This window comes from Sphingobium ummariense RL-3 (genome assembly GCF_000447205.1).
GTDB classification, from domain to species: Bacteria; Pseudomonadota; Alphaproteobacteria; order Sphingomonadales; family Sphingomonadaceae; genus Sphingobium; species Sphingobium ummariense.
In genome coordinates this window covers 1-24,944 of the sequence record NZ_AUWY01000122.1, presented here as the reverse complement: position 1 = coordinate 24,944, position 24,944 = coordinate 1, and the positions used below count along the sequence as shown (strand labels likewise).

The following is a 24,944-nucleotide window of genomic DNA, read 5'->3' as shown; positions in this document are numbered from 1 at the left end:
AAGAGCCTCCGAAATGAAACGTCCTGCATAAGTCTTTAGATTGCATTCAATGATTAATGTCTGCTGTAGAAAATCGCTAACGATCGATATTGGCGGTTTTGTCGCTGTTCCGACCTCTCACGTTTTTCGTGGCGGGTTGTTGGTGGTCTGGTGATAGTAGAACCAGCCACTGCCAGCGTTCTGCGCGCCTTTGGCCGTCTCGCTATCGATTTTGCTCTGGCGATATCCAAGCGCGGTAGTTTCCGCAGTCACGAGGTCGCTGTCCGTGCGGCCCATGTCGCGCAGCAAGGACGGACCGGCGAGCAACTGATCCATGGCCTGACCGTCACGGCTACCGCCGCTCCATGTATCCCAGCTAGGAGCCTTGCTGTTGCCCTGTGCGGTTGCCACAGCAGCATAAGTCTGGGGCAGGGCCGAGACATTGCCCCCGGCTGCAGCGATCATCTGCGGTGTCCACAGGGGCATCGTATATTCGATGTCGCGGCTGTTGACCTGCATACCGCCATTGATCCTGCCGGTGATGCGCTTCTGGTGCATGGTGATGAGCCAGTCCACAACCGCCTTGGCCTTGGCCGACGCATCGCGGAGCGCCTGATTGAAGCCCAGCTTCTCAGCCGCATGAAGCGCGCTCATCCAGTAGCCAATCATAAAGTCGTGCTGCCAAAGGCCATAGTCATCGTTCCAGAGACATGGGCCGAAGCGTTGCGCGCCAGCGAAGATCGCATTGTTGCCGCCGCCGCTGACATTGGTTGGCGGATTGAGGAAGCCGGGGGTGCTGTCCCAGAAGGCGTCGAAGAAAGACTCAAAGTCGAACACGACCCAATCCATGATTTCTGCACGGCTGTAGAGCCTGCTCGAATTGCTGGAGCCAGTCTTCCACGCCAGAGCCGCGTGCATGTATTTCCAAGCTGCGCCACGCGATGCGAACTCGCCGGCTTCACCCCAAGCGTTGTTCAAAATCCATGGCAGATAGAGGCGCGCCTGATCGCCGAACTTGTGACCAAGCATCGCAAACTCAGGCGACTGCCACATCAGCGATCCCCAGTGCGGAAACTGGTGCGCGTGGTCTTGGTCAATCTGATTGGTGCCGAAATAGGGCTTGTCGGAAGCTGCGCCGCCGTAAGGCACCTGAACGCGCAGCGGATTGTTGGCCGTCACAAATTCATAGGGACGACCACCCTGAATATAATAGGCGCGCTCATTGGGAGTGCCGCTCTCACCGCCACCATAATAGTGGTTTCGCAGGGTGATGTTGCGGCGAGCATCGCCCTTGAAGAGTGGCGTCAGCCTGCCGTTTTCGAAGCAGTGGAAGGGATCGCTGGCATAGCCGGTCAGATAGTCGAGTGCGATTTGCTTCATGTCGCGATTGTCGTGCGGACGCTTGAGCGTCACATCACGAGCATAGCGGGCGACCGGCTCAGCCATGATTTGGCGATCATCGCGAACACCGCCCGGACCAGTAATGGGCGAGCGACCCATCTGGTTGAATGGCGTATATTTGAGCCAGACGTTTGCGTTTGGCACCATGCCGTTCTGGTCGCTGCCGAACTTCCACGGATTGAGGGTGTTCTGACCAGCCGTGATGAGGTCATTGTAGGTGCTGCTTTCCCACGGCATCCAGCGATAGTTCGCGAAGCCGTTTAGCCTCTCTTATTCACGACGCTCGGTTTCGGGCCCGCTCTGGGCATTTGCTGCGGCTGGCTGTATTGCGCGGACGACCGGCATCGCTGGCGTTTGTTTCACCGCATTCGGATTGATGGGCTTTTCGGGTTGAAGGGCTGGGCTCGGAGTTCTGCGGCGCTGCCGCATGGGCTACGTCGGCGCAGGCTTCAGCCGGAGAACGAGGGCGCGGAACAGGTCGGCATCCGGACAGGCGGAAGCGAAGGCAATGCGGATGCGGCTAGCACTTTCTACGACGCGCGCAGCGACCTTGAGCAGCCGCAGGCGCAAGGTGGTAAACTCCGCGCTTGCCAGAGCAGCGGTCCTGGGCATCGCCTGCTGGATGCGCCATAGCAGCCAGTATGCGGCAGTGTGCAGTATCAGGCGCATCTGATTGGCATTGGCCGAGCGGCACGAGGTTCGGTCGCTGGCGAGCTGGGACTTGTGGCGCTTGATCAGGTTCTCGGCCTGACCACGCGCGCAGTAGAGCGTGTCGTAGATGTGCTCGGCCGATCCTGTTGCCAACGAGGTGACGACATAGCGGATGTCCATGCCCAGCGTGCTGGCCTCGATCCGTGCAACGACGCGACGCTGGCACTTCCAGGTCTTTGCCCCATAGCGGGTCTCGGCATAGTTGCGCAGGACGGGACACTGACGCTGGGCGCGCTTGACCGCGCAGGCATCGGCGACCGCAACAATGGCGGGATCGGCGCGCAGCGCTGAATTGGTGGGCAGGCCGAACACGTAATCGACGCGGGCCGCATCGCAGTAGGCCATGACCTCGGGTCGACCATAGTGCCCGTCGCCGCGGATAGTGATGTGGGTATCGGGCCAATTACGGCGCAGGTGACGCACCAGGCGTCGGATGTGCCCCGCCGCCTCCTTTCCAGAAGGCGTCTTGCCTGTGCGCAGCAGCATGGCCACCGGCCTGCCGGTCGCGGTGTCGTAGATATGGATCGGTAGGAAGCAGCGCTCCCCATGATGCCCGTTCCAGAACGAGAGCTGTTGATAGCCATGCACGACGTCGCACGTGTCGTCGATATCCAGCGTGACCGCTGTCGGAGGGGCGGGATAGCTGGCGCAGTAGATGTCGATCATCGCGGCCATCATGCTGGCCAGTTCGCGCGTAGTCGGTGCATTTTCCCACCGGCTCATCGTCGGTTGGCTGGCCAGCCCCGCGCCCGATTCCGGCAGCTTGCCGAGCGCCAGGCGGAAGCCTGGATCGTCGCGCAGAGCATCGAGATCATCGGCATCCTCATAGCCGCACGCAATCGCGAACACACGGGCACGCAGAATGTCATCCAGGCGATGGATCACCCGCGCTGGATCGCGCGGATCGGCAATACAAGCCGCCAGGCGCTGGCAAATCCCCATCGCGCGCTCGGCCTGTGCAAGCAGTAGAACACCGCCATCCGAGGTAAGCCGGCCACCGTCGAACGCAGCTGTGATTTTCTTGCGGCCGACTGCTGGGAATCCAAATGAGCTTGCGATATCATCGTTCATGGCGGGTGTGGCCCGTGGCATTTTCTGCCCTGCGGCAGGTTCGGCTTAGACACCCAGTTCCTAATTCAGATCAGAGGCTTACGCCACTCCCGCCAACCCTTCAGGACACTTTTGGTGAATAAGGCGGGTTAGCTGCTCGCCCGTGCCAGCGCGAAGGTCGCCGCCATTGACCGACGCTGCACCCTGAGAGCCGAACGGCACTGCCACATCATAAGTCGGAACGCGGTTCCAGATGTCCTGCTGACTATAGGCAGGCGGCTCCGCATGAGAGCGCCAGATGATGCCGGATCGCACAGTGCCCTTGGGATACCATTTGTTCGCGGCAGTCACCATCGGATTGGCGCGACCGTCCAGCGTGCCGCTCCACGATACCGGTGATGCCGTCGTGTTTAGCGGCTGGCCGTTGGGCTGTTCGATACGACCCAGCAGCGTTCCGGCATTGTCGTAGATCAGCCACTTATGCGGCACCATGTAGCTGTTCTTGCCCTGCGGATCGCCGAAGGGATTGGACGGCATGGTGGTCGTGTCCCAATCATAGCCAAGCTGGAACTGGACATAGGTGCCCATGCGGATGCCTTCGCAGTAGTAGTTGATGCCGCCGATGTTGGGCACCGCACCCTTGGGCAGAACCTCAGTCCATGGAGCCTGCGCGCCATAGAGGCTGGTATCTTCAAAGCGGCAATTCTGGGCCGCTGGACGGGTCATGATGAGTTCGTTGGGATGGGCAACGCCTTCGCCGCTCGACCAGTCCTCAAGCACTACCTTGAAGGCGCGGCCTGATGGGACAATCATGTCGCCCACAACCACCTCAAGGCCGTAGGGGTCTTGGCCAGCAGCCTGATAGCGGACGGTCACAGGAGCCTGCGGTGTCGAAAAGCCGCGAGCATCGACGCAGAGCATTTGCAGGTCTGCCGCGCTGATCGGGCCGGAAGCCGCGACATCGTAGCTGCTCTGCACATCGGGGCGCCCGTAGGCGACGTTGAGCGCGGCAACCTCCAGATTGTTCTGGCTGTCGCTGGTGTTGTTGCCAGACGAATTACATTCCAGGCACATGGACGGCGTGATACGCAGCTTCACTTCGCTGGTCTGATCGGGACCAATCTGAACGCCGTTGCTGTAGAAGCGCACGGTGCCGCCGGGGCTGCCCTCGTTGTCGATGAACTCCACAGACCATGATTTGAGGGAGCCAGCCGCGAACGCAGGATCATCGGCGCTGACGATCTGGGTTTCGGAGTTGCCGCGACCGATCGTGACAACGAGCGTGCTGGAGCCGGCCCAGTGTCGGCGCAATTCGAACTTGCCCACATTATAATCATACATTGTGGCGAGGATTGGATATTCCTCGTTCACCACGCCGTTGAAGGTCATCTTGATGCTCGGCGGTGTCTGCGTCGTGCCATCATCTGTAGTCTGCTTGAAGGTCAGGCCGAGCGGATCGGTAATGAGATAGACACCCTTCATCAGACGCAGACGACCGTTGGTCATCGCACTGCCATCGGTCGAGCCATAGACGCGCTTGTAAAGGACATTGGATGCGCCAACGGCGTCACCGCTGACCGGCCATGGACTACCGGCGTTCGTGATGGTCCAGTCGCTCGCGACAGGGACCGTAATGTCGTTGCGGCGCTCGATGCGGAGCGGAAAGCCGGACGGCGAAGTGAGGGTGAAGTTGGCCGTCGAACCGGCGAGGTAGATCCCCAGCGGGAAGATCGTGCCTGGATCGCCATAGACGGTGCCGGAGCCGGACAGGTCCAGTTCTTCGTCAGAACCCGGTGGAAGCGGGATCGGGGCATTGACGAGGCCCAGCACGACAGCGAGGCCGCTCGTCGTGGACTTGGCCCAGATCGCGATGCCAGAATCTGGTTTGTCGGTAGGAATGATGACCTGTGCCGTCTGCGTCAGGTTCATGGGCGGATCGCCCACGGTGACGGGAACGATAAGCTGATAGCCCGAAGCGCCGGGTGGGATTGGTGCGACCTCTTTGATGTTGACCACCGCGCCAAGTCCGACCTGTGATCCATCACGACCTTTCAGGCTGTCGAGCCATTGCTGCTCGGTGCCAACGAAGCCATTCTTCACAGCAGTTTCGTAAGCAGAGTCGCCGCCGTCCACACCGTTCTCAATGATGTCGAGGGCGCGCTCATAAAGATCGGCCGACTTTTCGATCATGGTCGTGACCGACTGCGTGACCGTGTTGGGGTTGGGGTGAACAGGGACGATGGTGTAGGCTTTGTTCGTCGCTGTCTGGCCGGGGAAGGGGTGGACGAGCGTGATGCTGGATTTGCTGTTCACGCTTTTGACGGGATAGTTCAGGCCGTCGATGTTGAGTTCCAGACCGGGATAGTTCGCGACCCAGTTTGTGCCGGTGCCGACAACCTCCGTCGATCCATTGGCAACGCTGACGGTGCCCACAGTATCAAATTCAAAGTCCATATCTGGATCGCTCCCGCCTATCAGTTTTGCTGATATTTATGCGGGGCAGGGCAGGGTCATTTGGGCTTGGGATGCTGATCCTTGACCTTCTGGATGACGGCCTTCCAAGCCTCATATCCCTGATGGAACAGGATATCGAACTGCTCGGCATAAGAGGGATAGGCCGCAGCGCGGGCTTCGCTGTAGCCCTTTCTGATGTCGATTTTCATGGAGTCTCCGGTCCTGTCGGCACAGCGACATATTGGTCGAGATAATGGGGGTGGCTCAGGTTGACGTAGATCGTCTCGACGGTGTCGGCTTCAAACTCTGCCGTGCCATCTTCGATCACATGCTTTGTGTCGCCCATGACGAGCGATGTCCCGGCTGGCAGGCCGCCTATCCGGTTATGGGAAACTGACAGGTCAAACGGCTGGCGCTGCTTGACGGTCATCGTCGCCAACTCGAGATAGATGGCATTGGGCATCGTGCCTTCTGCCACTGCGACTTCGATGATCGTGGGATCAGGGTAGTTCGCCTGAGCGGAGGCAATGACGAGCAGTTGGCCTGCTTCTGTGAAATAGGCGTAGGGCATTATCGCTTCATCCCAATGAGCTTCATGTTGATGTCTCGGATATATTGAGAGCGGGCCACGGATCGAGGCGTGAAAGCGCCAGAAATGACACGGGCGATCACCCGCACCTGTGCGCCAGTAACGATGGTGCTGATATCCGCGCCCGTACGGCTGTAGGTGTTGCCGTTGTCGGTCGTGATGCCGAAGGTCTTTTCCTCGGCCAGCGCGTAGCCAGCGCCGGTGTCGACCCAGAGCTGGATTTTGCAGCTTGCATCATAGGCCTGCGTGGCGTCGATGGTGAAGTCCACTTCGACGCTACCTGAGCCGTAAAAGCCGTCACCGATGGTCATGAAGCCGGTTGTCAGGAAGTCTGCTGATCCGTTGGCAGCGACAAAGGTGTCCACGCCGTTTGCGCCCTGATTGGCTGAGATTGCGCCGCCCGCCACTTTAAGTGTGCCGATGGATGCGTCAGTGATCTGCGCGCCGCTAATGATGGCGTTCTGCATGATGGCGGTGTTCACACGGAGCGCATTGCCATCCAGAGTCAGGAGCGGCGTTTTGCCGCTAGGCGTCCAGATGGAGAATGCATCTGTCGTAAACGCCGTATCCACATAGCCATTCTGGTTGATGATGCCCAAGCCGCCGACGACCTTTGTGCCGTTGACTTCCGTCTGGACCTTGAACGTGACCTGGCTGCTCATCAGGCCGTTGATGTTGCTGATAAGCTGGACGTTCTGTTCGTAGCTCGCGCCGTTGGTGGAGTTCAGCCGCGTTTGAAGGGCATTGATCTCCTGCGCTCGCGCTCCATTCGCATCGACCTGCGTCTGAGCATGGCGATTGATGATGGAGACGATGCTGTTGCCGTTCGTAGCGTCGAAGATGCTTGCGCTCAGTGTCCTGTCTGCCTCAGCCAGAACAAGGTCTGCATCGACATAGGCTCTTTCGACGCCCCGGATCGCAGCTTCACGATTGGAGGTTTCCGTCTCGATCTTGATGCCAAGTTCGCGGATGCTCTCGGCAGTGCCCTCGTCTGGGGTCAGAACAATACGCTCAAGCTCGCTGATCTTACCTTCTGCGTCACCAACGCGGACCCCCATATCGGTGATGCTTTCGGCGAGCGCCTTGTCATCCTCAGCGCGGACGCGACGTTCCTCGACAAATGCAGCACTCACGTTCTCGCCATATTCCGCGATCATCTGCGTGACTTCCGACGCTGATGCGAAGTCCAGTCCCGCAATGGTCTCGCGGACATTCTTGAAGCCTGCCTCTACGGTAGCCTCGCCGTTCTTCACGCGGCTGGTAAGTTGGGTGATCTGCTCGGCTACCAGATTGCCATTCTCATCGACGCGAGTGCCAAGGGCGGTGATCGCGATGTGATTTTCGCGGTGAAGCGCGCCCTGTGCCTTGCCGATGGCATCGCCATATTTGAGGTTGAGTTCTTTCAGATCGGCAATAGGCTCGACCAAAGCAGGCAGCACGAGCGATTTGAAATTCTTGCGAATGTCATCAACGCCAGCCTGAACCTCATCGATCTTTTGCCCGACGCCATGGACTGCTTCGTCAACGGCATCCTTGAGCGCGGAGGAAATCTCGTCGTCGCTATGGGTGGAGAAACATCGGCGGCCACCAACACGGACTTTGTGGGCGCGTGTCGCAGTCGCGGGCATTGCCACGCTCAGCACGATAGGCGTGGACGCCTTAGACTGGCGCAGCATGATTGGGGTTTTGCTGCTGACGTTCCTGCCGAAGCGCCAGATGCCATCGCGGTCGGGGAACACATAGGCGGCAAGGTGCGAGGCCGCTTCACGAAGGAAGTCACCCACGCTGATAGCCGGATCGCTATCGTCCTCAGGCTTGTCCCTGCTGTCGAGATAGTTGCCCCATGTGTGGGGGAAATCACGGTCGAGAGCTTTTGCTCCCTCCATGTCGATCATGTCGGCCGGGATGCCAGCAATCTCGCGCAGCATCCAACCCGCGATAGCCCCGAAACTGGTAAGCGGCTGGCCTCTATCGGTCGCGCCGATCACGTCCGCGGTCATCTTGCCGATCGGCTCAGCACCAAGGCGATACATGCCGACGGCTGGAGCCTTCGCCCATGTTCCCGGAGGCAACTGCTCGGCGGTCAGGCCGATCAACTCCTCATAGGTCGCTACCGTATATTTGGCCGCGCCAAGGGTCAGGGCATTCTCATAAACGGCAACTACATCCTCGGTCCGGCCATAGCCGTGATACTGATAGACCAGATATTCCATGTCGATCATCGGCGGTTCGATGTTCTCGACGAAGCCGATGGCGAATGGCTTCAACTGGCCTTTGAAATCCGAGAGGCTTTCCGCTGCGCCTGTGCCGGCGTAGGAGGCTTTCAGAACCTCCTTCTTCAATTCGGCTTCTGGGCCGAGCAATGGTAACTGGGCATTGGCCATATCAGCCGCAACCGACATGGAGCCGACGCGACCAGCCGGGATATGCTTATAGCTGGACAGCGGCGCTCCATATTCGCCCCACATCAGGCGGCATGGGTAGCCGTCAAAGTCGAAGCCGGGCCAATGGGCGTTACGCATATCCGCACTGAGGCGCAGGCCGATTGTGCCATAGTCGATCGTGATTTCGCCGGGAATGCCATTGTCGGTGAGAGCCATGGAGCGGGCAGGGGCACCGATCAGGCAGGGGACATATTCATGGTCATCATCGAAAGAAATAGGGCCATGACCGGGCGAACACATATGCAGAACGACAGTCTGCTTCGCCCTCGGATCGAACGCCGTAACCTCTGCGAGAAAAACCCTCTTCACTCTGCCACCCCATATCCTGTCGGATATTTATTTTATTCAGCATAGGATTTTGGTAGTCGCAGCTTGTGAGTTGAGGAGTGTCCATTTGTTTGCTGAATATGTTGCGCCATCGGAAGTGTCGCCTGAAAGCATCAGAGGTTTCTTTGATAAGCTAAAGGCTCATCTCGTCGCTTCTGGAAATGGGGTGAAGGATGAACCTCAACCTGCCAATCTCTATAAAGAGGTATCGAAAAGAGTCGGCCCCCTGTCTCGAAAAAACCATGAGAGTATTGGTAGCGCGGTAATGCTTTTCTGTTTAGAAGGGGAGGATTTGGCAAACCGTATTAGGCGATACCAATATATTGAACGCTATCGGTCAATGGTAGATGATGAGACACAGAAGGAGATGGTTCAGGCTCTAACAGAGCATACCTATACGCTGCGATCATATGAGATCTACACCGTCTTAGAACGAGCTACGCAGACTCTCAAATTCGGCCATGAGGTAGCAAAAGCAATCAATCTGCCGTCGGTCATGAATGATAAGAAATACGAAAAGCAGATGAAGAAGGAATTTGAACATCGCTTGCGTGAGCGACATCGGATTGTTCATGCTCATGAGCGTCCATCGCTCGTGTCGAGAATAACCGCATTAGCGCCTGAGGCGTTCAAAGTGCCTGAAGTTCAAAACTACCTGATTGCGTTAATCAAGATGAACTCCTCTATGCTCAGGCTGCTGAAGCAAAAACACCCAGAAATCAAAATGCCGGATGCCAGCGATAAAGGGTTCTACCGAGGTTATCTAGCGAGAGTTGATGAGGAGGCCAAAAACATGTGGGAATTGTTCAAAACATACATTGAAGAATGCGTCGGTATGCAACAGACCTGAGGCTCAGGAGCGCAACCCGGCTACCTGCACGTCGGTATCCCACCAGTTATGGTAGAGGTTCTGACCCTTCCAATCGACCTTTACACGGCCATAGACGGTCCAGTGCTGCGCGGTGTCGAGGTTGTAGGGTTCGGGTGCGAATAGCACAGCCTTGGACCTGCCGACCGTCATCATGAAGGCATCGAAGCGGTTGAATGTCGCTTCGTCCATCGCGCCAAGCGTGGCCTTCACCATTGGCCTCGCAGCATATTCCTGCACGTCCTCATAGTTGGGACCGCTGGTCAGGATGCTGTCATCGACCTGACCCTTCTCCCAATTGAAGTCGATACCCGATGGCACCTCAAATCGCTCGCCCATGATGATGCGTGCAGCTTCAATCTGACCGGCTGGGTTGCTGGGGGACGTGAAATCAAAACGCCAGAACAGCGATTGGACGGTCTGGCCAAGGTCGATCATCGTCTTGGTTGTGTAGGGCGCGAACTTCCGCCCCTGATATGCGGGCACCGGGCCGGTATCATAAACGGGAGCCGACAGTGTTCCATCAATGGTGGTGGCTGCACGGATGCGGACGGTATCGCTGGCACGCAGATTGCTGTGGAGGATTGCCACGGTATCAACGGGCGCCGAGCAGCGCATGACGACATAGATGCCGTCCAGACCGACCGAACGCCACGCCATGTCCATATTGTCATTGGTGAGATTCACGCCGGGAGACGCGGGGATTTCAATGCCTGTCGTCTCAAATGACAGCGGGGCGCTGAGCAGGAAGAAAGGGTTTTCGATCATGTCTGCGGCCCCTTGATGGTTATGGTGGTCAACCAGTTCTGGTAATCGACCACGACGCTGACGACGCGGAGCAGATCGGTTTGATCGACCGGCCAGTCTGGGAAATTGCATGTGAATGTCGGAGGGGAGCCGATGAACGACTGGTCATCACATACATCGACACCGGCTAGCACGACCTCATAGGCCTGAGAGACATGCTTATGCTCGTCCATAATCTCATCGGCCAACACACCAGCGGCGGCTAGGTCGAGATTGGTTTCCAGTTTGATGACACGCGCCTGCGGCTGTACGGCCAGCACCTCAGGGGCGGACCTTTCCTCAAACCGATATTCCTCTTTCACGAATGCACCGCGATTTACGTCAATGGCCATCTAGCACCTCCCCACTATTTACACGGTGCCAGCCTGCTTGCCGTTCACAGCAGAGCCGTTCCAAAGGGCGGTGATATTCTGACCGCGCTGGATCGCTTCCAAAAGCTGCTGCGTCAGGCTGTTGCCAATCTGCTGCTGCTTCAACTGTTCAGCGATAAGTTGGGTCTGGGAATCCACGGCTTCGACAACGCCGGTCGAGTTCTGCGCGTAGATGTTCTCAGCATACTTCGTCGCACTGTCGGTGGCATCCAGTAGTCGGTTTCTGATGTTCTGCGATTGCGCGGTGGCCGTGCCGTAGATGTCTTTGGTCATGTCCCAAATGTCGCTGCCAAGAGTGGTCAGCGCGGACGTATCGACGGACTTGCCAGAAGCCAGCGCGCTCTCATAGTTGGCGAATTCGGCCAGCTTGCTATCCAGACGGGACTTGGTGGACAGGCCGGAGCCTTCTCCCATCAGCTTGTCGCGGAAGGACTTGAGGTCCGATAGCTGATCCTTGAGCATGTTTTCGCGCTGGATCATGTAATAGCGATCCACATTCGCCAGTTCCGCAGCGGTCGCGCTGTTGGCGACCATCTCCTCGCGCAGCTTGCGGAATTCGTTGTTTAATTCGGCGAGCGGAGCGCCGATAGGATCATCAATGCGAGCTAGTTCCTTGACGATGTTCTCGTATCTCGTCGCGAGGGTGACGGCACGATCAAGGTCCTGAGCCGCCGACAGGACGCGCTTGGAGAAATCGGTGATGCCGGTGAGGACGCCCTTCTGGAGTGCGGTCTTCACCGCGAACTCGATAGCGGCTTCCTCGCCATCCTTGCCGAAGTCGACAATATCAGAACGACCGCTGCCGCCCTTCAGCTTTCCGGTTCGACCCGTAGTCGAGACGCGCCACTTGCCCTTATATTGGCCGATGGAGATATTCGGATTGCCGGTGATGTCGCCGCCAAGCTGATCCGCGATAGCGCCGATGCTATCCATGACCACACCAGCCGCCGTGCCCGCTGCCGCCTCATAGGCCGCTTTGTTGCCGGTGACGCTGCTGCCCAGATAGCCGTCATCACCAAGCGTGATGTTGGCCGTGCCATATCGCTTCTTCTTAAACAGCCCGCCCAGCAGGCCACCGCCGATTGAGCCGATCAGGCCACCGATAGGACCGCCGACAATCGAACCGATGCCACCGCCGATGGATGCGCCAGTCTTGCTGCTATTGATGCCTAGCGTCTTCATAAGGCCGTCAGCCATCTGGCCCATCTGAACGCCGCTCGCCGCCGCGCCCAATGTGTTGCCGATTGCGCCGGCGACGCTGCCCGGTCCCTTGCCGGTGAAGATCTTCTTCATGTCGCCCTTGAAGCCATCGAAGCCGCTGCTGAGGCTCTTCAAAGGGCTGAGCAGGGCGGACTTCTGACCATTGCGGCCAAGCAGGGAGTCCAATGTGTTCTGGGATGCCTTCGCAGCGGCCTGGCCAATCCCGGTCAGGGTGCCGTCGCCATTCTTGCCCAGAATATCGATGATGGAGCCGAGAGGGCCAAGGCCAGCAAAATCACCCTTAGCGGCATTGGCCAAGCCGGAAAGAAGTTGCCCGAATTTGGAAATAGCTTTCCCGAACGTGCCGCTGAGCTGATCGCCCAACTGGTCAATGCTCTGGCCCAGCTCATATTCAAAGCGGGTGGCGGTTTCCGCGACAGCACGATCCAGACCGTCGATAGCGCGACGATACTGCTCTTCCGTAATGCCACCATCTGCAACCGGCTTGGAGCGTAGGAGGTCCAGACGCTTACGATCTGCGTCAAACTGCTCCATCCTTAAGCGGTCAGATTCAAAGGGGCTATACTGGGACAGCAGGCTTTCGCGGTCCTTGAGCATCCTGTTCTGGCGCTCGATCTCCAACGTCTCGCCAGCACGGGCCTTAATCATGGCAAGCTGCTGCTGATACAGGTCGCCGGTGATATCGACCTTTTCCTCAAGAGCGCGGCTCTCGAATTCCCATGCGGCTTCCGCCATGGCCGCTTCCTTGTCGGTCATGGTCAGCTTGCGCTTCTGGAAATCCAGTTCGGCTTTGCCGTTATCGTTGGCGACACGCATGTCCGTGAGCAGCTTGGCCGCACGGGTTTCGTCCATCAGCGTGGACAAGCGTTCCTTTTCCGTCGCGGTCAGTTCTTTGCCGCTGACGCGCTGTAGGTCCATCTGCGCGGTATATTTCTCAGCCTCGATGGGCATGAGCGCCGCGATCTTCCTGTTCTCCTCCATGATAGCCCAGAATTGCTCGGCGGCCTTCTTCTGGCGTTCCGCTTCCTTTGCGGCACGCTCGGCCTCGCGTTGAGCATCCGTTTTCTTGCCTGCGCCCTTGGGTGCGGCAGCGGTGCCTGCGGCTGGACGTAGATTGCCGCTGCCGCCGGTCTTCTTTGGAGGAGGCGGACCCAGCTTGCGGGACTCATCCAAGAGCTTCTGGTCGTTCCAGCCCTTGGGCACTTCGTTGCTGGTGCGTTCGCGATAGGCGCGTTCCAGACGAGTGCGGGCGCGATCACGACGGGACTGAGCATAGCCGCGTTCAAAGCGGCCACGCATGTTGGACTGGAGGCCGTAGGTCGGGTCTTTGGTCTTGTCGTAAACCGACTGCGGCAGGATCGCGTCGAGGAAATCACCACCAGCATCGGAACCGCGATTGGCTGCATTTGCTGCTGTATCCAGTGCGCCCAGAATACCGGCAACCTGATCGCGAAGCGTCTGTGCCTTGAAGCCGATGGCGTCGAACACGGCCATCGCGCCATTGAACAATGGCTGGAAGGCATCGGACAAACCGGCAAAGGTGTCGCGGATTTCCGCACCGGCATTGAACGCGGCGTCCGCAATAGACTGCATATTGCCGCTGCCCTGATCGGCGAAATTAAAGAGTGCCTGACTGAACCCGCCGCCCTGATCGAACGCGCCAAAGGTGACGGTCGCGAGGTTGGTTAGGGCAGTGAACGCATCGCCGAATGTCTTCGGCATCTGCTTGAATTCTTCGTCCAGCGCAGCAGTGAAGCGGGTATCGGTGAAGGCACGGAATAGCTTGTCGGCGGTCAGTTCGCCTTCGCTGGCCATCTTCTTCAATGCGCCGACCGGGACATTCATGCTGTCCGCCAGCAGCTTCATCAGGCGAGGGCTGTTCTCGGCAAGGGAGCGGAATTCATCGCCGTTCAGCTTGCCCGACGACAACGCCTGACCAAGCTGGAGGACGGTCGATGCCGTTTCGCCCGCGGTCGCGCCGCTGATCTTGAGGGACTTGGTTACGGTTTCCGTTGCGCGGGCAATCTGCTGCTGAGAAGCATCCAGACCCTTACCGCTGGTCATCAGCTTGCCGTAAAGCGTAGCGGTCGAGGTCAACTCACTACGAGTGGAGGCCGCAATTCTGCGAACGTCGTCCTGCGCCTGACCATAATCTGCAAAGCCACGGGTCGCGAGGCGCAGCTTTGCTTCCATGTTCGCGGAAGCGTCGGCCATCTCGATGAACTTGGCGGTGATGCCTGCGAGGATCGCGGCAGCGCCAGCTCCCTTGATACCGGCAAGGCTGCGGCTGAAAGTCGTGATACCGATGGTGGTCGAACCAAGCGCACTGTTCAGGCGACGGCTGGAATTACCTACTCGATCAAGTGCGCGCTCAGCTTGTGAGCCACCACGTTGAGCGCCAGTTGCGTCGATAGTGATGCGGATGGTTGTGTCAGACATCGAATAAGAAGGCTCCGCGCTATTGGGGTCTGCTTATTTATCGGGCCGTCTGTCAGTGCCGGTTCATGCCATTTGACTTGTCGTCCTTAGCTTCTGACAAGACCACTGCATCCAATGCTCGGATGATTACCCAGAGCATTTCTGATTCATGTAGAGACAGGCGATACCTGTCGGCATACTTCATCGTATCGTCCCAGCGCAGCTTACTTGCGGCCAGTCCGACATCGCGCATTGTCTGAATGGCAATGAAGGCGTTCCAGTAGAATTCGCAGTGCTTGGGGAGGGGAGGTTTGTTGGCCTGAACTTCCGCCAGCTCGATGACGGAGGAATGCTCGAAACGGCCTGCCTTCATGGCGGCGCTGGCCTCTTTCTCCAACCGCTCCATGCGGGCGAAATCGGGAGAAAGCTGCCAGCGTAGATAGTCAGTTAGTTTTTTTTGGCTTCCTCGACGGCTTCTTTCTGGAAGTTGCTCTCTTCGGAACTGAACTCGTCCAACTCCTGAAAAACCCAGTATGCGCGCTGGTCGGACAGATAGGCGATGAGGTTGGAAGCGGTGTGCTTCCACTGGCCGTCACCCTTTACCGGGATGCCAGCACTCTTAGTGATGTAGTTCTCCACGAACATGCGGATCACGACACCACGACGCAGCATTACGTCATCTTCTGTCTGGGGATCATCAATGCGCGCCCTCTCGCGCTTGCTCAACTTGGCAGTGGCGCGCTTCCATTCTAACAGCCACTTCGGCGAGTTTACGAACTGATGCTTGACGTGGAAAACGCCATAGCACTTGCCGCCCTTGATAACTTCAATTTCACGGACTTCATCGTCAGACACGCTGGGAAGGTCAAAATCAAATTCCATGTAACACCTCAGGTTTTTCATCATGCAGCGTCCTGCTGCTGAGTATTTATGCTGAGGCTCAGTCACGGGTTGGGGCGGTGGAACCTGATAACCACCGCCCCATAGAAACTGCTCGCTGATTAGGCGGCTGGCAGCTTCTGGATCATGATGTCGGTGCCCGATGCGGAATCGCCGAGCGGGGAGAAGGTCACGGAAACCATCTGGTTCGCGCCATCTTCGCTATCCTCAGGGAAGGAAGGCTGAGCGGCTGGAATGATGATCCTGTAGCCAGCGCCGTTGAACTCGATGTCAAACTGGATGCTGACGGCTGGGTTCTCGATGCCGTTCTGGATCAGGTTTTCAGGGCCGAAGTCCTTGCGGTAAAGCAGGGCAACCAGTTCGATGGTCTTACCGGCGGTGCCGATGCCACGCGCAAAGGCCGAACCTAGCTTGCCCTGCGTTGCGCGATCCTGTGTGACCGTCAGGTTCAACGTCGAATAATCGACCTCGCCCAGACCGCCGATGGCGATGTTTTTCACGTCAGGACCGGCGAATTTGGGCGCAGTGCTGGCGTCAGCATAGGTAGACCCTGCGATGGCGTTGTTCGATGGTGCGGCGCGACCGCGACCGAGAATCGTAAAGTCGGCAGTCACGATGCCGCCAAACTCAGCAGTCAGGGCCAGTTCCGAAACCTGACAACCGAAGTAGCGGGTGAACATATTGGTCGTGCCGTCGATCCACTTGCGCTCGACGGTCAGGTCCGTTTCGGTCGTGCCAGCCTTGAGCAAGCCGTTCTCATCGAAGGTGCCGGAAAAGGCGCTTTCCAGAAGCAGGTCGGTCGCAGCGTCGGCGCTCGTCAGTTCCGTGTTCAGAGTGCCTTCAACGCGAGGATTGACGAGGCGCTGCCCTGCGTTCGTGCGGCCCTTGCGTCGGGTTGCGCTGACGATTGGATCAGCAGTAGCGTTGAGGTTAGAACCAACAATGGTTTCGAGACGAAGGAAGGCAGGAGTCGCTGGCGTAGTCCCGGCAACAGTCTCCTTCACAATCGCAAATTCGGTATCTGATGGATTAATTGCCATCGAGCGGCCTCCTATTATTATTTTCTAGGCCGCGTTGGCCTCCGCCTATTTATGCGGAGGTATGGGATTGTGCGTTTGACGCCGCTCAGTGGATATTGGAAAAGGAGTGGGTTGGGCATATTGCCGATGCCGCCAAAGACGGTTAGCATCCTTGAATGTCAAACAAGTCACAGGATACGTTAGAAAGCATTGGCTTTGGTGGTGATGGTGACCAAGTCGATGCATTTTTAGCTTTAGAACGGCACTTCAAAGTGTCGATTGATGACTCCAATTGTAGTGAGTGGCGCACTGCGGGAGACGTATTCAGCGCCTTATTAAAGGCTCTCCCGAAGGGTCAAAGAGAGCGGGATGACCTTTGGCCGACATTCGCTAAGATCATGTGCGAAGAGACCGGAGCAGATGCATCACGCCTTGGACATGACACACTCTTGCTTGCTCTCCCAATCAGCAAAGTCGTGGGGCGGTGGCTTCGGAACGCATTTCGTTGACGCCATCGGATCGGCCTAAGAGCTAGGTTGTGGCAGCAGCATTTTGGCGTCACGATTGCTCAGTGCGACTGCTCCTGTAGAAGACCTTCACAGCGATCATGTAGTGGGTGGCGCTTGCCACGATATCGGTTGTGATTGGCCCGCAACGAAGTGCACCATCTGGACTGCTCCAGTTCGAGAAGATCGCCGTCACCTTATCGACAAGCGCCCAAGCGTTTGCATCGGCTTCACCAATGGGGATGGCGACATGGACCCAAACGCGGCCTTCGCGGATCACCCTATGACGCTCGTTGCCCAAATTTCTTTTCGTCTCGGTGCCGGGGCGAACAGCAAGACGGATGAACTTCGGCGGCGGGGCTGTCCCTGCTTTCGCATTGTTATGGAGTAATGGAGCCGACTTGTCGGTCCATTGGGCAATCATGCGCTTACGCAGCAGGTCAATGTCGGTGGAATGGCCCATTAGCGAAGCCCTGCCTTCGCAGCGTCGATGCTGCGTTCAACCCAGCCAGCGGGTTTGGTCACGGCATTGCCTGCGTTCAGGCCATCGACGTGCGGCTGGTTGTTGACGATGTTGATGGTGCCGCCCAGTTTGGCAGTGGCAATCTGAGATTGGCCGCGAGCAAGTGCGCCTGCGCCGCCGGGATCGGAGCTATCAAGCGTGCCCTGCGGGACGGTATTAACGCCTACCTGCCAGTCACCGACCGTGACGCTCGTATCCTCTGGTGTGCCCTCTACGACCCCTTGCAGGACAGCATTGGCCAGATTGCGGTTCACTCGTTCCGCGTGCGCGATGGCCTTGCGCTTCGCGTCTGCGATGCTCTTGGCGATTTCGCCCATGTTCGTGATGCCGGAGCGCGCCATTATTTCAGCACCGCTTCGTATCGAATGACCATGATGCCATTGGGCGCGACGGCCTTCACGGTATCGACCGTGTAGCTGGTCTGGCCTACAAGCAGCACATCGTCTGGGAATGGCTCATGCTTATTGTCGAGCATGGCTACGGTGCGGACGCCAAGGAGTGCGCCGTTGTTCCAGAACTCCTTTTCCTTCACCACGCCACGGACGCGGAGGTCACGAGTAGTGACCGGCACGACATCGCCGTTGGCGTCATAGCCGCCGCCCGATGATCGACGTAGAGTGAAGGAGCCGCCAAGCGGGCCAGCATAAAGCGTCGTAACCGCGCTCGCGAATTGCTGATACACGGTTCCCATTATCGGGCACCGCCTGGACGAACGATCGATGCGCCCTTGAATGAACCCCATTTAGCCAAGCGCATGAACACGGCATCGGCTGCCGCGACGGCATTGGCGGGTTTGATCGTGCCAACGCCGTCCAGCTTCAATTCCGATGCGTTGAACGCATTGTCCTGCCACAGCGTGATGTTGCGGACCTTGAAGGCCGCTAGGATCGCCTGCGCTTCCAGAACCTCTGTTGGGATTAGATCTTCTGGCAGCAGGACCGGCGTGTTGGACAGGCCGGGGCTTTCAAAATGGATGAATCTCGCGAAGTCCTCGTAGCAGGGATCAAGGTGAGGGAAGTTGCGCGAATACCAGTCTGAACCCGGCGTCCTGCCTTCGATGACGACGCCCTTGCGCGGCCATGCCAACGGCTGGAGTGGTTCGACCGGCTGGCCCTTGAAAGACCACATGCGCGAAATCTCTTTCGCGGACTCGATCAGGTAGGGTTCGTCGCCGTCGCTAAGTTCCGGGCTGATGCCCAGCAGCGGGTGGACGAAATCGGTCAGGAACTGATTTGCCTGAACGATGGTCTGCCAGCTATTTGCCGTTGGCCCTGTTGTCTCCAATCCCATGCTGCGTCCTCATTTTCGAGTTGTCGCAGCTATTTATTGGCTCAGAAGAATGGTCGAATGGCCGGTGTTGGTTTGCTACGCGGTAGGATTTTTGAAAGCACAGTCAGCAAGGATCAATCTCTTAGGATCACCCTTGGCCGACTCTATCTTTGATGCCCAAAAGCGTAATTCTTTTTCACCTGACACCGTATTGCCATGAAGGGACCACGTGAGGAGGCCGCGCTTGTTGTCAGGGAAATTCACGCCCGGTCTAAAAGGCAGAACCCTTTTCAACTCTCGTACAAACGCACGGCCATTTCCGCTGATGGAGTTGTAACGGGTGATATTCCCGGTAAATTCTTCGACATTCGGATTTTCGTCCCGTGTATTCACCCATTCGCTGGTGGTTCTATCAAATAGGACGAGTTCGGAGCGTGGCCGTTCTAGTGTCACCTGCTGAACGCCGTAATCTATGGCGCGATGAGCGCGTTGAAGGCTTCCTTCGAGTGTCTCGGACAATTGATCGAAGAAGGTCTCATCAATAGCTAGTTTTTGGACTGCTGGTGTCTCTGGTTTGGTTTTGAGGTAGCCCGCCGCTTTGGAGAATGCAGTCTTCATGAAGTCGTAGAATGCAGCTCCTGCTACGCCGGTCGTGGCCGGGTACTGTTCCATAACGGTGACAATGTCGATCAGAACGCTACCGTGCCTAGGAGCGCCGAAATACATTTCAGCACCCTTCATTGCCGTTGCGCGCGAGACGATTTCACCGGTCATATAGGCGTGAGTTGCAATCTGTAAGGCTTGAGCGAAGCCGTAGAATGATGTGGCTCCATCATACAAATCTAGGCCATGTTTCTCGACGGTCGGTCCGCTAAATCGGAGTTTAAGACCGAATTTGTTTACCTCTGACATATCGCCTCCCAAGAAGGCCATCGTGTCAAAGGTGAAACGACTTATCAACAGTTCATTTATCTGATTTCTTTGCCAAAATGGGACGGAGGAATTTCCATATCCCCTATCCCATTCTGATTTATTGGACAGCTTACGCTGCGGTTAGGACCAAAGCCCGAACTGCCTTGTAATCCACAATCGCTGCACCAGTGCGGCGACGTGCACTATACTTCACGAACTGCGGTTCGGTGATTGGGTCAACAACCCACTTCATCGTGCCGTAATCCGCGATGGTGTATGCCTTCTTGAAGTCCGCGAGGATCGCAGCAGGCTTCGCACCGGCAACGGATTCCGCGACTGTTGGCATCATGTCGTCCACGACATAGCGGACGCCATAAATGGTTCCACCTGGCAGACCGGAGATCGACGCATCGGCAGGTGCCCAGACTGGACGACCATTCGTGTCCTTCTCCTGCATGACCTTGAGTTCAAAGTCGGACGAGATGACGAGAACAGCACCAGCGAGGTAGTTGCTGTGTAGGGTCGAACGCAGGACCAGAACCGCATCGCTCAGCGCGCCGGTGCCGTCTTCGTTCACGGCAGGAGCCTCGACCTTGGCCAGAACGCCGAAGCTATCGGTGAACTTGTTGACGGTGCCCGTTGATAGCGTCTGTGCCAGAACAGGCCGTTGACGAAGTCGGCGGTGGCTGATTCAGTGCGGCAGTGGGATTGTCTGGCGGGTTAGCGGCGATGGCGATGGGGCGTGATAGCGAGGTCCAGTCCGATTTGATCGTGACGTGGGCGGAGATACCGCGTTCACCGGGGCATGTTTTCTACGACAAGCTCCAGAAGCTGCTGGCCGAGGCGGGCTTCGATGGCTTTGTCGAGAAGACGTGCAAGCCCTATTATGCGCCGCGGATGGGAGCCCCGTCGCTGCCGCCGGGCCGCTATTTCCGCATGCTGCTGATCGGCTATTTCGAGGGCATCGACAGCGAACGCGGGATTGTCTGGCGCTGTTCGGATTCGCTGTCGCTGCGGGAGTTCCTGCGACTGTCGAGCCGCGACAAGGTCCCTGATCATAGCTGGTTGTCGAAGACGCGGAGCCGCCTGCCGCACGAGGTACATGACCAGATCTTCGGCTGGGTACTGGCCCTCGTCGCCGGGCACGATCTGGTGAAAGGCGAGCGGATCGGCGTCGATGGCTCGACCATGGAGGCGAACGCCGCGCTGCGTACCATCGTGCGGCGTGACAATGGCGAGACCTACCGCGAGATGCTGGTGCGCATGGCGCAAGAGAGCGGCATCGACACGCCGACGATCGACGACCTTGTCCGGCTCGATCGCAAACGCAAGGGCAAGAAGCTGTCGAATGCGGACTGGGCGAGCAAGACCGATCCCGACGCGAAGGTCGCGCGGATGAAGAACGGCTCGACGCGTCTGGCCTACAAGCCCGAACACGCGGTCGATCTCGACACGGGTGTTATCGTGGCAGCGCCGATCCACCCGGCCGACAAGGGCGACACGACAACGCTCGACGCCACGCTGGAGACGGCAGCACGCAACCTCGCCGACATTGGCCTGGCGCCGACGTCCGGGGATCCCTGCGATCTTGTGACCGATAAAGGCTATCATTCGCGCGAGCTCCTCAAGGGTCTCGACGGCGACATCTGGAAGACGCGCATCGCCGAGCCGGCACCGCCGAATGGATATCTGCGCTGGCACGGCGACGAGGCTGCCCAGAAGGCCGTCTACGCCAATCGGTCTCGCCTGAAATCCGCCGTCGGACGCAAGGCGATGCGCAAGCGTGGTGAGATGGTCGAGCGTAGCTTTGCCCACGTCCTGGATCGCGGCGGCATGCGCCGCGCGTGGCTGCGCGGGCGCGAGAATGTTCACAAGCGTTATTTGATCCACGTCGCCGGGTTCAATCTTGGCATTCTCATGCGCGCCCTGTTCGGTTGCGGCACTCCGAGGGGCGCCAGGGGCGCATCCAAGGCATTCTTGTTCGTAGTTCAGACCGATGTTGCGCTCGTCATCGCCCTCGTCGCCGAGTTCGACGGAGAAAGGGCCATGCTCCTCATCGTTTTTACCCCTGAAGGCGCTGACAGACCCGGCTGAAAACCGACTTCGTCACCGCGCTGAGAAGGCCCATGCGGGTGGAGGTCACGCCAGCAACGTCTTCGACGCTGTTCTGGGTGGTGCCGTTGAGGAACTGGTCACTCTCCTTTTCGGAGATGTTCAGGACCATGCTGTCCTGTAGTTCCTGCGCGAGATTCAGGACGCTTTCTGGCTCGTCCGAAACCCATGCGGTGTGGCGCTGCTGATCGGTAACATCGGCGAAGCCCCAACGCAGCTTGGCGAAGGTATCGACGGTGTTCAGGTCATAAGCGGCCTTTTCAGCCTTGGTCACGGCAGCACCGGAGGTCTTGACCTTGATGATGCGTTCCAGATTGCCGGAAACAGCGAGGACGCGAGCCAGCGCACGGATTGGGCTTGCCTTGTTCAGTGCGCGGGTGATTTCGCTGTCGAAGTGGGTAGGGATCGTGTGACCACCTTCCACGTTGACCGTGCGGCTGAATTCATCGGCCTTGATGTCGCCATCGGTGATGGCGTGACGGCCCTTAACGAACGCGAACTTCGCAGCGCGCAGGTCGTCGGTTGCATCAACGGTCTGGGACTTGGTGGCGGACTTTCGTGCCAGTAGTTCAGCCTGCGCTTCAATCTGCGCTTCCTGTTCGGCCTGCTTGTCCTGTAGGGATTTGATTTCGGCGTAGAGGGTCTGGACCTCTGCCTTGTTCACTGCATCTGCCGAATTGGCTTTCATCGCCAGTTCGTCAAATAGCTTCTGGATATTCTCGTTCACTTTTCACCTCTGATTTTGAGTTCAGAGGAGGGCGAAAGCGAGTCCTGCTGTTGTGAGTGGGCGAGTCCTGAACGGAGTGCCGGTCAGCACTTCTGCTGACGTTTTTATTTATCGATTGAATGTCTGCTTGATGCGGTATGACAGCCAAGCATCCTCAAATGCCTTTGCCATCGCTTCTTCATCGTCGGGTTCAGATGCCTTGATGGCATTCTCGACAATCTCATCAGAAATGAGGGCGACATCTTCCAGCATTTCGGCATGGGCCGTGCCGCTGGCGACCGAACGAAGTGTTTCCGCAAAATCTGCGAGGCGCTGCTGATCCTCAAGGCTTAGGTCGCTGTAGGTTTCACCGATATTGCCCTTCACGGCGCTGATGATCGCCAGTTCGTTGCAGGGGAATGTGACCGCACTGATTTCGTGCAGGGCGATTTCCTTCAAGCGCAGGACGCGACGATCCTTCACACGATCAGCCTGCTTCTGGATGACACGGTAGCCAATGGAGAAGCTGTCGAGGGTGCCATCAAGAAACTGCTGGCGGACATTCTGACCATCATGGCTGTCTGAAAAGCGGGCTTTGAAATACAGCCCCTCGTCGCTGTCGCGCAATTCTATGATCTTGCCGATTGGGCGGTCATGACGATGATGCGCGAGAAAGGGCATTCCCTTCTTGCTGCTGTTGAAGCGATCTAGCCCGCCTTATTCACCAAAAGTGTCCTGAAGGGTTGGCGGGAGTGGCGTAAGCCTCTGATCTGAATTAGGAACTGGGTGTCTAAGCCGAACCTGCCGCAGGGCAGAAAATGCCACGGGCCACACCCGCCATGAACGATGATATCGCAAGCTCATTTGGATTCCCAGCAGTCGGCCGCAAGAAAATCACAGCTGCGTTCGACGGTGGCCGGCTTACCTCGGATGGCGGTGTTCTACTGCTTGCACAGGCCGAGCGCGCGATGGGGATTTGCCAGCGCCTGGCGGCTTGTATTGCCGATCCGCGCGATCCAGCGCGGGTGATCCATCGCCTGGATGACATTCTGCGTGCCCGTGTGTTCGCGATTGCGTGCGGCTATGAGGATGCCGATGATCTCGATGCTCTGCGCGACGATCCAGGCTTCCGCCTGGCGCTCGGCAAGCTGCCGGAATCGGGCGCGGGGCTGGCCAGCCAACCGACGATGAGCCGGTGGGAAAATGCACCGACTACGCGCGAACTGGCCAGCATGATGGCCGCGATGATCGACATCTACTGCGCCAGCTATCCCGCCCCTCCGACAGCGGTCACGCTGGATATCGACGACACGTGCGACGTCGTGCATGGCTATCAACAGCTCTCGTTCTGGAACGGGCATCATGGGGAGCGCTGCTTCCTACCGATCCATATCTACGACACCGCGACCGGCAGGCCGGTGGCCATGCTGCTGCGCACAGGCAAGACGCCTTCTGGAAAGGAGGCGGCGGGGCACATCCGACGCCTGGTGCGTCACCTGCGCCGTAATTGGCCCGATACCCACATCACTATCCGCGGCGACGGGCACTATGGTCGACCCGAGGTCATGGCCTACTGCGATGCGGCCCGCGTCGATTACGTGTTCGGCCTGCCCACCAATTCAGCGCTGCGCGCCGATCCCGCCATTGTTGCGGTCGCCGATGCCTGCGCGGTCAAGCGCGCCCAGCGTCAGTGTCCCGTCCTGCGCAACTATGCCGAGACCCGCTATGGGGCAAAGACCTGGAAGTGCCAGCGTCGCGTCGTTGCACGGATCGAGGCCAGCACGCTGGGCATGGACATCCGCTATGTCGTCACCTCGTTGGCAACAGGATCGGCCGAGCACATCTACGACACGCTCTACTGCGCGCGTGGTCAGGCCGAGAACCTGATCAAGCGCCACAAGTCCCAGCTCGCCAGCGACCGAACCTCGTGCCGCTCGGCCAATGCCAATCAGATGCGCCTGATACTGCACACTGCCGCATACTGGCTGCTATGGCGCATCCAGCAGGCGATGCCCAGGACCGCTGCTCTGGCAAGCGCGGAGTTTACCACCTTGCGCCTGCGGCTGCTCAAGGTCGCTGCGCGCGTCGTAGAAAGTGCTAGCCGCATCCGCATTGCCTTCGCTTCCGCCTGTCCGGATGCCGACCTGTTCCGCGCCCTCGTTCTCCGGCTGAAGCCTGCGCCGACGTAGCCCATGCGGCAGCGCCGCAGAACTCCGAGCCCAGCCCTTCAACCCGAAAAGCCCATCAATCCGAATGCGGTGAAACAAACGCCAGCGATGCCGGTCGTCCGCGCAATACAGCCAGCCGCAGCAAATGCCCAGAGCGGGCCCGAAACCGAGCGTCGTGAATAAGAGAGG

22 protein-coding genes and 1 pseudogene are annotated in these 24,944 nt (G+C 58.2%); 3 read left to right on the top strand and 20 right to left on the bottom strand.

What is annotated here, in order from left to right; all coding sequences use genetic code 11:
* Positions 1-117 precede the first annotated feature (117 nt).
* From M529_RS44235 to M529_RS44220, 6 genes are all read right to left on the bottom strand, one after another.
* On the bottom strand, positions 118-1,617 hold the full coding sequence (locus M529_RS44235; RefSeq protein WP_021319647.1) for a hypothetical protein: 1,500 nt from the start codon (positions 1,615-1,617) through the stop codon (positions 118-120).
* A gap of 195 nt (positions 1,618-1,812) precedes the next feature.
* A complete protein-coding gene (locus M529_RS44230) occupies positions 1,813-3,162 on the bottom strand; it encodes an IS1380-like element ISSp1 family transposase (protein WP_013039775.1) in 1,350 nt (449 codons plus the stop codon).
* 78 nt (positions 3,163-3,240) lie between these two features.
* Positions 3,241-5,595 (bottom strand): hypothetical protein, encoded by a 2,355-nt coding sequence (locus M529_RS49935; RefSeq protein WP_021319646.1) that lies wholly within the window; start codon positions 5,593-5,595, stop codon positions 3,241-3,243.
* Between the two features lie 56 nt (positions 5,596-5,651).
* Positions 5,652-5,804 (bottom strand): hypothetical protein, encoded by a 153-nt coding sequence (locus M529_RS49820; RefSeq protein WP_021319645.1) that lies wholly within the window; start codon positions 5,802-5,804, stop codon positions 5,652-5,654.
* Positions 5,801-6,166 carry a hypothetical protein gene (locus tag M529_RS44225; protein WP_021319644.1) on the bottom strand — a complete coding sequence of 122 codons (366 nt, stop codon included), beginning with the start codon at positions 6,164-6,166 and terminating at the stop codon, positions 5,801-5,803. Before M529_RS44225 ends, M529_RS49820 begins: the two co-directional genes overlap by 4 nt.
* The gene (locus M529_RS44220; RefSeq protein WP_161626375.1) at positions 6,166-8,784 is read right to left on the bottom strand and encodes a phage tail tip fiber protein; all 2,619 of its coding nucleotides are present in this window, start codon (positions 8,782-8,784) and stop codon (positions 6,166-6,168) included. Before M529_RS44220 ends, M529_RS44225 begins: the two co-directional genes overlap by 1 nt.
* A gap of 238 nt (positions 8,785-9,022) precedes the next feature.
* Between M529_RS44220 and M529_RS49450 the strand changes: the two genes are divergently transcribed.
* Entirely contained in the window at positions 9,023-9,805 is a 783-nt protein-coding gene (locus M529_RS49450; RefSeq protein WP_152522660.1) for a hypothetical protein, read from the top strand.
* Between the two features lie 3 nt (positions 9,806-9,808).
* On the opposite strand, the gene M529_RS44210 is transcribed toward M529_RS49450, so the two are convergent.
* The 12 genes from M529_RS44210 to M529_RS44155 all read right to left on the bottom strand — a co-directional run bounded on the left by M529_RS44210 (position 9,809) and on the right by M529_RS44155 (position 20,346).
* Positions 9,809-10,591 carry a hypothetical protein gene (locus M529_RS44210; RefSeq protein WP_021319640.1) on the bottom strand — a complete coding sequence of 261 codons (783 nt, stop codon included), beginning with the start codon at positions 10,589-10,591 and terminating at the stop codon, positions 9,809-9,811.
* On the bottom strand, positions 10,588-10,962 hold the full coding sequence (locus M529_RS44205; RefSeq protein WP_021319639.1) for a hypothetical protein: 375 nt from the start codon (positions 10,960-10,962) through the stop codon (positions 10,588-10,590). The genes M529_RS44210 and M529_RS44205 overlap by 4 nt, the downstream gene beginning before the upstream one ends.
* Positions 10,963-10,980: 18 nt before the next feature.
* On the bottom strand, positions 10,981-14,661 hold the full coding sequence (locus M529_RS44200; RefSeq protein WP_084491310.1) for a tape measure protein: 3,681 nt from the start codon (positions 14,659-14,661) through the stop codon (positions 10,981-10,983).
* Positions 14,662-14,713: 52 nt separating this feature from the next.
* Positions 14,714-15,046, bottom strand: coding sequence for a phage tail assembly chaperone (locus M529_RS44195; protein WP_021319637.1), 333 nt, complete (start codon positions 15,044-15,046; stop codon positions 14,714-14,716).
* Between the two features lie 41 nt (positions 15,047-15,087).
* Positions 15,088-15,546: a hypothetical protein gene (locus M529_RS44190; protein ID WP_021319636.1), complete on the bottom strand. Its 459-nt coding sequence runs from the start codon at positions 15,544-15,546 to the stop codon at positions 15,088-15,090.
* Between the two features lie 95 nt (positions 15,547-15,641).
* The gene (locus tag M529_RS44185; protein ID WP_021319635.1) at positions 15,642-16,580 is read right to left on the bottom strand and encodes a phage tail tube protein; all 939 of its coding nucleotides are present in this window, start codon (positions 16,578-16,580) and stop codon (positions 15,642-15,644) included.
* Between the two features lie 537 nt (positions 16,581-17,117).
* Positions 17,118-17,528: a hypothetical protein gene (locus M529_RS44180; protein ID WP_021319634.1), complete on the bottom strand. Its 411-nt coding sequence runs from the start codon at positions 17,526-17,528 to the stop codon at positions 17,118-17,120.
* On the bottom strand, positions 17,528-17,929 hold the full coding sequence (locus tag M529_RS44175; protein ID WP_021319633.1) for a hypothetical protein: 402 nt from the start codon (positions 17,927-17,929) through the stop codon (positions 17,528-17,530). The genes M529_RS44180 and M529_RS44175 overlap by 1 nt, the downstream gene beginning before the upstream one ends.
* Positions 17,929-18,279: a hypothetical protein gene (locus M529_RS44170; RefSeq protein ID WP_021319632.1), complete on the bottom strand. Its 351-nt coding sequence runs from the start codon at positions 18,277-18,279 to the stop codon at positions 17,929-17,931. The genes M529_RS44175 and M529_RS44170 overlap by 1 nt, the downstream gene beginning before the upstream one ends.
* Complete coding sequence (locus M529_RS44165) at positions 18,279-18,878, bottom strand: DnaT-like ssDNA-binding protein (protein WP_021319631.1); 600 nt, start codon at positions 18,876-18,878, stop codon at positions 18,279-18,281. The genes M529_RS44170 and M529_RS44165 overlap by 1 nt, the downstream gene beginning before the upstream one ends.
* 75 nt (positions 18,879-18,953) lie before the next feature.
* Positions 18,954-19,769: a DUF7946 domain-containing protein gene (locus M529_RS44160; protein WP_152522658.1), complete on the bottom strand. Its 816-nt coding sequence runs from the start codon at positions 19,767-19,769 to the stop codon at positions 18,954-18,956.
* A gap of 130 nt (positions 19,770-19,899) precedes the next feature.
* Positions 19,900-20,346 (bottom strand): phage major capsid protein, encoded by a 447-nt coding sequence (locus M529_RS44155; RefSeq protein WP_021319629.1) that lies wholly within the window; start codon positions 20,344-20,346, stop codon positions 19,900-19,902.
* A gap of 152 nt (positions 20,347-20,498) precedes the next feature.
* On the opposite strand from M529_RS44155, the gene M529_RS44150 reads away from it, so the two are divergent.
* Positions 20,499-21,863 (top strand): transposase, encoded by a 1,365-nt coding sequence (locus M529_RS44150; protein WP_013039168.1) that lies wholly within the window; start codon positions 20,499-20,501, stop codon positions 21,861-21,863.
* Here M529_RS44150 and M529_RS44145 read toward each other — a convergent pair.
* A complete protein-coding gene (locus tag M529_RS44145; protein WP_021317605.1) occupies positions 21,832-22,608 on the bottom strand; it encodes a phage major capsid protein in 777 nt (258 codons plus the stop codon). The genes M529_RS44150 and M529_RS44145 overlap by 32 nt on opposite strands.
* 108 nt (positions 22,609-22,716) lie before the next feature.
* Positions 22,717-23,271 (bottom strand): annotated as a pseudogene (locus tag M529_RS47865) (HK97 family phage prohead protease); the annotation flags it as partial.
* A gap of 155 nt (positions 23,272-23,426) precedes the next feature.
* Here M529_RS47865 and M529_RS44135 point away from each other — a divergent pair.
* The gene (locus tag M529_RS44135) at positions 23,427-24,776 is read left to right on the top strand and encodes an IS1380-like element ISSp1 family transposase (RefSeq protein WP_013039775.1); all 1,350 of its coding nucleotides are present in this window, start codon (positions 23,427-23,429) and stop codon (positions 24,774-24,776) included.
* The last annotated feature ends 168 nt before the right edge of the window (positions 24,777-24,944 follow it).

Excerpts from the sequence above, each read along its gene's own strand:
- M529_RS44160 (WP_152522658.1), bottom strand. The coding sequence starts at position 19,769 with ATGTCAGAGGTAAACAAATTCGGTCTTAAACTCCGATTTAGCGGACCG.
- M529_RS44195 (WP_021319637.1), bottom strand. The coding sequence starts at position 15,046 with ATGGAGCGGTTGGAGAAAGAGGCCAGCGCCGCCATGAAGGCAGGCCGT.
- M529_RS49820 (WP_021319645.1), bottom strand. The coding sequence starts at position 5,804 with ATGAAAATCGACATCAGAAAGGGCTACAGCGAAGCCCGCGCTGCGGCC.
- M529_RS44210 (WP_021319640.1), bottom strand. The coding sequence starts at position 10,591 with ATGATCGAAAACCCTTTCTTCCTGCTCAGCGCCCCGCTGTCATTTGAG.
- M529_RS44230 (WP_013039775.1), bottom strand. The coding sequence starts at position 3,162 with ATGAACGATGATATCGCAAGCTCATTTGGATTCCCAGCAGTCGGCCGC.
- M529_RS44150 (WP_013039168.1), top strand. The coding sequence starts at position 20,499 with ATGGCGATGGGGCGTGATAGCGAGGTCCAGTCCGATTTGATCGTGACG.
- M529_RS44165 (WP_021319631.1), bottom strand. The coding sequence starts at position 18,878 with ATGGGATTGGAGACAACAGGGCCAACGGCAAATAGCTGGCAGACCATC.
- M529_RS44175 (WP_021319633.1), bottom strand. The coding sequence starts at position 17,929 with ATGGCGCGCTCCGGCATCACGAACATGGGCGAAATCGCCAAGAGCATC.
- M529_RS44200 (WP_084491310.1), bottom strand. The coding sequence starts at position 14,661 with ATGTCTGACACAACCATCCGCATCACTATCGACGCAACTGGCGCTCAA.
- M529_RS44220 (WP_161626375.1), bottom strand. The coding sequence starts at position 8,784 with ATGGCTCTCACCGACAATGGCATTCCCGGCGAAATCACGATCGACTAT.
- M529_RS44135 (WP_013039775.1), top strand. The coding sequence starts at position 23,427 with ATGAACGATGATATCGCAAGCTCATTTGGATTCCCAGCAGTCGGCCGC.
- M529_RS44235 (WP_021319647.1), bottom strand. The coding sequence starts at position 1,617 with ATGCCGTGGGAAAGCAGCACCTACAATGACCTCATCACGGCTGGTCAG.
- M529_RS44185 (WP_021319635.1), bottom strand. The coding sequence starts at position 16,580 with ATGGCAATTAATCCATCAGATACCGAATTTGCGATTGTGAAGGAGACT.
- M529_RS49935 (WP_021319646.1), bottom strand. The coding sequence starts at position 5,595 with ATGGACTTTGAATTTGATACTGTGGGCACCGTCAGCGTTGCCAATGGA.
- M529_RS44180 (WP_021319634.1), bottom strand. The coding sequence starts at position 17,528 with ATGGGCCATTCCACCGACATTGACCTGCTGCGTAAGCGCATGATTGCC.
- M529_RS44190 (WP_021319636.1), bottom strand. The coding sequence starts at position 15,546 with ATGATGAAAAACCTGAGGTGTTACATGGAATTTGATTTTGACCTTCCC.
- M529_RS44225 (WP_021319644.1), bottom strand. The coding sequence starts at position 6,166 with ATGCCCTACGCCTATTTCACAGAAGCAGGCCAACTGCTCGTCATTGCC.
- M529_RS44170 (WP_021319632.1), bottom strand. The coding sequence starts at position 18,279 with ATGGGAACCGTGTATCAGCAATTCGCGAGCGCGGTTACGACGCTTTAT.
- M529_RS44205 (WP_021319639.1), bottom strand. The coding sequence starts at position 10,962 with ATGGCCATTGACGTAAATCGCGGTGCATTCGTGAAAGAGGAATATCGG.